This is a genomic window from Synechococcus sp. 8F6, from assembly GCF_002252665.1.
Classification (GTDB): Bacteria; Cyanobacteriota; Cyanobacteriia; order PCC-6307; family Cyanobiaceae; genus Cyanobium_A.
The window spans coordinates 127512-134860 of sequence record NZ_NQKZ01000004.1 but is presented as its reverse complement, the minus strand read 5'-3'; the positions used below and the strand labels follow the sequence as shown (position 1 = coordinate 134860).

The 7349-nt window shown below is 65.9% G+C and carries 6 protein-coding genes; 2 read left to right on the top strand and 4 right to left on the bottom strand.

Going from position 1 to position 7349, the window contains the following annotated elements:
* Nucleotides 1-40: 40 nt before the first annotated feature.
* Both CJZ78_RS04965 and CJZ78_RS04960 read right to left on the bottom strand, forming a co-directional pair.
* The gene (locus CJZ78_RS04965) at nucleotides 41-1165 is read right to left on the bottom strand and encodes a hypothetical protein (protein ID WP_143592844.1); all 1125 of its coding nucleotides are present in this window, start codon (nucleotides 1163-1165) and stop codon (nucleotides 41-43) included.
* 2 nt (nucleotides 1166-1167) lie between these two features.
* Complete coding sequence (locus CJZ78_RS04960) at nucleotides 1168-2427, bottom strand: MFS transporter (protein WP_255373944.1); 1260 nt, start codon at nucleotides 2425-2427, stop codon at nucleotides 1168-1170.
* Nucleotides 2428-2584: 157 nt separating this feature from the next.
* Between CJZ78_RS04960 and CJZ78_RS14015 the strand changes: the two genes are divergently transcribed.
* The gene (locus tag CJZ78_RS14015; protein ID WP_158217029.1) at nucleotides 2585-3025 is read left to right on the top strand and encodes a hypothetical protein; all 441 of its coding nucleotides are present in this window, start codon (nucleotides 2585-2587) and stop codon (nucleotides 3023-3025) included.
* 8 nt (nucleotides 3026-3033) lie between these two features.
* Here the strand turns inward: CJZ78_RS14015 and CJZ78_RS04955 are convergent, their stop codons facing one another.
* The gene (locus CJZ78_RS04955; RefSeq protein WP_094559775.1) at nucleotides 3034-3882 is read right to left on the bottom strand and encodes a carbohydrate ABC transporter permease; all 849 of its coding nucleotides are present in this window, start codon (nucleotides 3880-3882) and stop codon (nucleotides 3034-3036) included.
* 159 nt (nucleotides 3883-4041) lie between these two features.
* On the bottom strand, nucleotides 4042-5685 hold the full coding sequence (locus tag CJZ78_RS04950) for a 2-isopropylmalate synthase (protein ID WP_094559774.1): 1644 nt from the start codon (nucleotides 5683-5685) through the stop codon (nucleotides 4042-4044).
* An 86-nt stretch (nucleotides 5686-5771) separates the two neighbouring features.
* On the opposite strand from CJZ78_RS04950, the gene CJZ78_RS04945 reads away from it, so the two are divergent.
* Entirely contained in the window at nucleotides 5772-7343 is a 1572-nt protein-coding gene (locus CJZ78_RS04945; protein WP_094559773.1) for a glycoside hydrolase family 57 protein, read from the top strand.
* The last annotated feature ends 6 nt before the right edge of the window (nucleotides 7344-7349 follow it).

Below are 7349 nucleotides of genomic sequence, written 5' to 3'. Positions count from 1 at the left end.
AGGGCTTAACCCAAGGACAACTTGTCAGCAAATGGCTGAATCAAGTGGTCCAAAACTCCAGCGAAGACTGAACCAGGCGACCAACAATTTGAGCAGGATCAGCCATCAAACGCTGCTGCTGAAAGCGCTGGCGCAGGGCCCCATAACCGGCGGGATCGGCAAGCCACCGGCCCACCAGGGTGGCCAGCTCCTCGGGCCTGCGGATCGAGACCTCTAATCCACGGGCTTGAAAATAGCGGGGAGCCAGTAATTCCTGGGGCATGGTGGTGCCGTAGTGATTGAACACCAGCGGACAGGCCATGAACAGGGCCTCCGTGGCCGTGCGGGCCCCCGGCCGGCTGACAAGCGCCCAGGCCCGCCGGTAGAGGTCGGCCATCGCCGCTGGCCCCTGATAGCCGAGGGCCTCCACCGCCAGGGCCGGATTGTGAGCTGCCCAGGCCTGCACCTGCTGCTGCACCGCAGGGCGCCGACCGCACAGGGCCACCACCGCCAGCTGACCGGCAAAGGGCAGCAGCTGCTCCAACAGCGGCAGGTGGTTGTTGGCCCCGTTCGATCCTGTGCCCAGCACTAGCAAGAGCAGACCGTCCAGGGCCGGGGCCGCCGGGCCAGCCTGGTGATACGCCGGGTAGAGCAGGGGCCCCAGGCACTCCACCGGCAAGCCGGGGCGGCGGCGCTGCACCTCCTGCACCACCTCAGCGGTGAGGGCCCAAAACAGGTCGGTGCGGCGACTGAGCCAGTTGCGGCTGAACCCGAAGCCCCCCTCGAGCTCGGTACAGCAGGTGATGCAGCGCAGCTGGGGACCCAGCACTCGCTTGGCCAGATCGAAGTGCCCCCGGTTGGTGTGGGGATGGGTGGAAATCAGCACGTCGGGGCGAAATGCCCGCAGCTGCCGGATCAGATAGCGGCGCCCAAACAGCACAGTGCCCGGCTTGATCAGGTCTTCCAGCTCCATGGCGCGCCAATACAGCTGGTGCAACCAGGGGCGTCGGCGTTGGATCCAGTTGTAGAGCTCTACGCCACCTCGATAGGTGCTACTCGAGCGCTCCAACACCTGATCGACACGCACTTCGATATTCGGCCGCTCACGCGCCAGCCAATGCCGAATTGCCTCGGCGGCCGAGTCGTGAGCAGTGCCGCCACTGGATGTATAAATCAGAACTTTCATCACTATCTATTTTCATCTAGGTAAAGGCGTCCCAGCGGACCCCAGAGCCGCCAAAGAGGAATCAGCAAAACCCAGCCAAGCAGGCCGATCGCCATCGCCGTCGGACGCCCCGGGCCCCGGCCAAGGGCGTCCAGCAGCCAAGCGGGCCAGAAGCTCCCCCGGATCAGCGGGGCTATCACCCCATCGGCCAGCAAGCTCATCCCCAGCAGAGCTACTAGACGGGAGATCCACTCGAGGCCATAACGGCCGACAAACAGCCGCGGCTGTAAAGCCAACGGCACCCAGCACAACCAAAGACTCTGGAGGGCGCCAAGAGCAACCGGAACCGCAGCAGCAAATAGGGCCACGGCCAAAAACCACACCCCCTGCCAGTGCTGAAAGCACACCAGCCCAGCCCCGGTAAGCAGCACCGCCTGGAGCAGCAACACGATGCGCAGCCAGTCCAGCCAATGGCAGCGAGGCACCCGGGCCCATAGCCAGAGCCCACCGGCATAGCTCAATCCGGCCAGGGCCAGAGCCAGGATCAGACGCTGGGAGCCGCTTGCCGCCACCACCCAGGCAGGAAAAGCGATCTCAATGGCAGCAAACACGCCTACCACCACGCTGTTGATCTGCAACAGGGGGCGCCAGCGCCGATTGCGCCACAACTCGCTCAATGCATGGCGCACCCCTACCTGAGGGGCAGCCTCATCACCAGCAGCCGTAGTGAGCGGGGCTGACAACGACTGCGGCCAGGCCACCAGAAGCGTGCAGGCCGCAGCAATAAGTGACGTAAGGCTGTCAGTGACGAGTACACCCGGCAACCCGGCCGTCGCCGCCAGCACAGCGCCGAGCAGGGGAGCTGCCATCACCACAGCGCCATCCGACCCAGCGAAGAGCCCGCTGGCCGCTCCCAGCTGCTCTGTAGACACAAATCTGGCCAGCTGGCTGGACCAGGTCACCACCAGAGCCGCCTCTGCTGCTGCTGCCAGCCCAATGCAAAGCAACACCGGTGGCAGGGTGGCTGGACGCATCATCAAGGTGAAGGCCAGGCCCAAAGTGCAGGTGCTGCCGAGGCCGTTAGCGGCAAGCATCACCCGTCGCGGGGGCCAACGATCTAGTTGACGGCCAATTAGCGAAAGGGATGCCAACTTGGCCAAGTGCACCACCACCGCCACCGCAGCAAAGGCACTCAGCTGGTCATGCTGCTGGAACAGCCACAGCCCCAAGGCGTAAAGACTCACCTGAGTGCCGAGGTTTGAAAGGAGCTGGCCCGCCCACATGACCAGAAATGGCCTTGGCAGCGACCTAAGTTTTGGGCCAGCCACCGGCACAGTCGGCTCTCCTTTTCCAATACATTCACCCTCCCACAGGAGTTCACACCCCTGACAAACGCCCGGCAGGCAGGCAGGATCGAAGCAGAACTGGCAGCCGGCCTTGATGACCCCAGCCCCTGACCAAGCCGCGATCAGCACCGATGCCAGCCCCAACGGCGCTTCCCTCGCCTGGGTGCCCTGGCTGCAGGCCGGCGTCACGGCAATGCTGGTGGTGCTTTTTTTGGTGATCGTAGGCAAATCCCGCCAGCAGAACGACACGATCCGCCAGCTGCAGGAGCGGGTGCAGGGGTTGGAGAACAGCCGGGCCCTTGATCGCACCACTGGCCTGGAACAGCAGCTGCGCACCACCGTGGAGCGGCTGCAGGCGGTGGAGCGCAACAGCACCCGCATCGATGGGCTGAGCCGCGAAACCGCCAACCTGCGGGCCGAGCTCAGCAAGTTGCGCGCAGCCCGCCCCAGCGAAGCGACTGACCCGAAAACCGATGAGCTGCCTTTGGGAGTGCCGCCCCTGCCGCCTATGCGCCCCCCTGCAGCTGCCAACTGATCAGGTTTTCAACCTTTGACTGCATCGCCGGCGGCGCTGGGCAGGATGTAGCGCTGCAGGCCGATAAACACCACCAGCACCGGCAGGATCGAAATCACCGCTCCTGCCGCCACCAGGCGCCAGTCGAGCGAAAAGGTGCTGGCCAGCTGCTGCAGCCCAAGCGGCAGGGTGTAGAGCTCGGGTTCATCGAGGATCACCAGGGGCCAGAGAAAATCGCTCCAGGTGCCGATAAATACGAACATCGCCAGGGTGATCAAGTCGGCCCGGGCCGCTGGAATCATCACGTTCCACCACTCCCCCAGCGGCGTGCAGCCATCGCAACGGGCCGCATCCTCCAGCTCCACTGGCACCCCCAGGAAGCTCTGCCGCAGCAGGAAAATGCCAAAGGCGGTGGCCGCCTGAGGAATGATCAGGGCCCAAAGGGTATTGCGCAGGCCGATCTGCACCATCAGCAGGTAGAGCGGAATCATCACCACCTGAAAAGGGATCAAAATCGTTGCTACCACTAGGGCCAACACCAAGCCCCGGCCGCGAAAATTCATGCGGGCCAGCGGATAGGCCGCCAGCGAGCAGAAGAGCACGTTGGCCAGCACCGCCAGGCCACTCACAATCGTGCTGTTGAGCAGGTAGACGCCGATCGGATTGTCGGTAAAAAGGCGCCTGTAGGCCTCAAAGCTGGGCTGACTGGGCCAGAGGGCTGGCGGGCTGGTGAAAATGTTCTCCGTCGGACCCTTGAGCGAGGTGCTCACCAGCCACAGCAGCGGCACCAGCATCGCCAGGGCCACCAGCAACAGCAAAATCAGCTGAGCGGCGGCACTGAGCCGTGAGCGGCGCGGTCCGGAGAGGGGCAGGCTCATGGCGGGGGGAGCTAGAAGGAATCAGATGACTCAGGGGGAGGGGACTGGCTAGGGGGGATGTCATGTTTTGGCGCTTAGCTTAGTCTTGGCTTAGCTAATCAATAAAAACAACAGCAAACCCGGGATGCGAGCCCAAGCTGAAATGTCGCACCCACATGCCTAGAGCCGTGGCCGGTCGGCCAGGGCCAGGTCGCCCACTACGGGCAGCGGCGCCTTCTGGGGGTGCAGCGGCTGGTGACGACCACCGGCCACCAGCCTATTGAGGGCGTTCACGAAGGCCTGGGCGGCGGCCACCACGATGTCAGTGTCGGCTGAGTGGCCCGAATACAGCACGCCCTCGTGGCGCAGCCGGATCGTCACATCGCCCATGGCGTCGATGCCTTCGGTCACCGATTTCACCGAAAATTCCACCAGCTCATTGGGCACTTGGGCCAGCCGATTGAGCGCCTGACACACCGCATCCACCGGCCCGGTGCCGATCGCCGCCTCGCTGAGCTCGGCGCCATCCGCAGTCACCAGGGTGACGGTGGCGGTGGGCTGCAAGCCGGTGCCACAGCTCACCTGCACGCTCTTGAGGGTGAAGCTGCCGCCATCTTGCTGCTGCACCTGCTCGCTCACGATCGCCTCGAGATCGCGGTCGCTGATTTCCCGCTTGCGATCCGCCAGCTCCTTGAAACGGGCGAAGGCATCGTCGAGGTCCTCCCGCTCGAGCGTGTAGCCCAGCTCCTCGAGCCGGGCCCGGAAGGCGCTGCGGCCGCTCAGCTTGCCCAGGGAGATGCGGTTGTCGGCCAAACCAACCGTGCGGGCATCAATGATTTCGTAGGTGAGGCGGTTTTTGAGCACGCCGTCCTGGTGGATCCCCGATTCATGGGCAAAGGCATTGGCGCCCACGATCGCCTTATTGGGCTGCACCGCCATGCCGGTGAGGTTGCTCACCAGCCGCGAGGTCTTGGTGATCTCCTCGGTGCGCACGCCCGTGAGCGGTTCGGTGCTCTCGGCTGGCCGCCCCAGGAAGGGGTTGAAGTAGCTGCGCCGCACGTGCAGAGCCATCACCAGCTCCTCGAGCGAGGCGTTGCCGGCCCGCTCACCGATGCCATTGATCGTGCACTCCAGCTGGCGGGCGCCGTTTTTCACCGCCTCGAGGAAGTTGGCCACCGCCAGACCCAGGTCGTTGTGGCCGTGCACCGAGATCACCGCCTGGTCGATGTTGGGCACCTGGGCATTGATGCCGGCGATCAGGGCGCCGAATTCCGCCGGGGTGGCGTAGCCCACGGTGTCGGGGATGTTGATCGTGGTGGCGCCGGCATTGATCGCCGCCTCGATCACCTGATGCATGAATTCCGGATCGCTGCGGCCGGCGTCTTCGCAGGAGAACTCCACGTCGTCCACCAGCGAGCGGGCGTAGGCCACCATCTCGGCGGTGATCGCCAGCACCTCGGCGCGGCTCTTGCGCAGCTTGTGCTCGAGATGGATGTCGCTGGTGGCGATAAAGGTGTGGATGCGCCGCTTAGCAGCGGGCGCCACCGCATCAGCGCAGGCCTTGATGTCGCCGGCTGCGGCCCGAGCCAGGCCGCAGATCACTGGCCCTTCGGGCGTACCAACGGTTTCGGCAATGCGCTGCACGGCATTGAAATCGCCAGGGCTGGCAAAGGGGAAGCCAGCCTCAATGATGTCCACCCCCAGCCGGGCCAGCTGCTGGGCGATCGCCAGCTTCTCCTCGAGGTTCAGGCTGGCGCCAGGCGACTGCTCGCCATCGCGCAAGGTGGTATCGAAGATCAATACGCGGCCGGGATCGCGGGCCATAGGGGAGCCCCTCTAGGCGGAATGACTATGAGTTAGTCAATTGTATGCGGGCACTACGCCTAGAGTGCCGTGATCGCAGGATGGTTATGGCCGCAGGCGATCTGGCCCTAGTCCTCCACGCGCATCTGCCCTACGTGCGCTCCAGCGAACCCGGTTCGCTGGAAGAAGACTGGTATTTCCAGGCGCTCCAGGAGTGCTACCTGCCACTACTCGCCGTGCTGGAGGCCGCCGCCGCTGACCGGCGCCAGCGCCCCCGGCTCACCCTCGGCCTCTCGCCCACCCTGCTGTCGCTGCTGGCCGACCGCCCCCTCAACGCCCGCTTCCTGCCCTGGATCGCCCTGCGCCAGGAGCTGCTGCAGCAGGCGCCGCAGGAGCTCGGCGAGGCTGCCACCCACCTGGCCAGCCAGCTTGTTGCGGTGGTGGAGCAGTGGATCCAGATCGAGGGGGCCCTGATCCCCCGCTTCCGGCGCCTGCAGCAGCAGGGCGTGCTCGACCTGATTACCTGCGGCGCCACCCACGGCTACCTGCCCCTGCTGCGCCAGGTGCCCGAGGCGGTGCGGGCCCAGCTGGTGACAGCCGTGCGCGAGCACGAGCGGCTGCTGGGCGAGCGGCCCCTCGGCATCTGGCTGCCGGAGTGCGCCTACTACGAGGGGCTCGACCAGCAGCTGGTGGCCGCCGGCCTGCGCTACTCGGTGCTCGACGCCCACGGTCTGCTGCACGCCCTGCCACGGCCCCGCTACGGGGTGTTTGCGCCGATCTGCTCGCCGGCGGGGGTGGCCTTGTTCGGCCGCGACAGCAGCGCCACCCTGCCGGTGTGGAGCGCCCGCGAGGGCTACCCCGGCGATGGGGCCTACCGGGAATTTCACCGCGACCTGGGCTGGGACCTCCCCGAAGCCGAACTAACCAGCCACGGCATCCGCAGCCGCCGCCCCCTGGGCCTGAAGCTGCACCGGGTCAGCGCCCAGGGCTGCCCACTCGACCAGAAGTTGCCCTACGAGCCTGAGGTTGCCGCCGAGCGCATTGAGCAACACGCCGCCGCCTACCTGGAGGGCCGGGCCGAGGAACTGACCGGGCTGGCACGCTCGATGGAGCGCCGGCCCCTGCTGGTGGCCCCCTTCGACGCTGAACTGTTTGGCCACTGGTGGTTTGAAGGGCCCCAGTTCCTGGCCGCCCTGTTTCGCCAAGCCAGCGCAGCCGGGGTGCGCCTGGTGACCCTGCGCGAGAGCCTGGCCAGCGGCGATCCCCTGCAGGTGTGCCGCCCCTCCCCCAGCAGCTGGGGCCAGGGTGGCTACCACGACTATTGGCTCAACGAGACCAACGCCTGGGTGGTGGCGGAGTGGCAACGGGCCTCCCTGGCGATGGTGCGGCGGGTGCAGCAGGGAGTGGGCAGCGAGGCCCAGCGCAACCTGCTCACCCAGGCTGGCCGCGAGCTGCTGCTGGCCCAGAGCTCCGACTGGAGCTTCATCCTGCGGGCCGGCACCACCACCGAGCTGGCCAAGGAGCGGATCGAGCGTCACCTCGACCGCTTCTGGCGCCTGATCGATGCCATCGACAACGGCACCGAGCTTCCGGCCCAATGGCTCGAGGCCATCAGCGTCGAAGACGGGCTGTTTCCGCTGCTCAATGCCGCTGATTGGGCAGGCATGCCATCGGCCTGAGCAGGC

What these genes read in the sequence shown, in the direction of transcription:
- CJZ78_RS04965 (WP_143592844.1), bottom strand. Translation starts at nt 1,165, where the DNA reads ATGAAAGTTCTGATTTATACATCCAGTGGCGGCACTGCTCACGACTCG.
- CJZ78_RS04960 (WP_255373944.1), bottom strand. Translation starts at nt 2,427, where the DNA reads ATGTGGGCGGGCCAGCTCCTTTCAAACCTCGGCACTCAGGTGAGTCTT.
- CJZ78_RS14015 (WP_158217029.1), top strand. Translation starts at nt 2,585, where the DNA reads ATGACCCCAGCCCCTGACCAAGCCGCGATCAGCACCGATGCCAGCCCC.
- CJZ78_RS04955 (WP_094559775.1), bottom strand. Translation starts at nt 3,882, where the DNA reads ATGAGCCTGCCCCTCTCCGGACCGCGCCGCTCACGGCTCAGTGCCGCC.
- CJZ78_RS04950 (WP_094559774.1), bottom strand. Translation starts at nt 5,685, where the DNA reads ATGGCCCGCGATCCCGGCCGCGTATTGATCTTCGATACCACCTTGCGC.
- CJZ78_RS04945 (WP_094559773.1), top strand. Translation starts at nt 5,772, where the DNA reads ATGGCCGCAGGCGATCTGGCCCTAGTCCTCCACGCGCATCTGCCCTAC.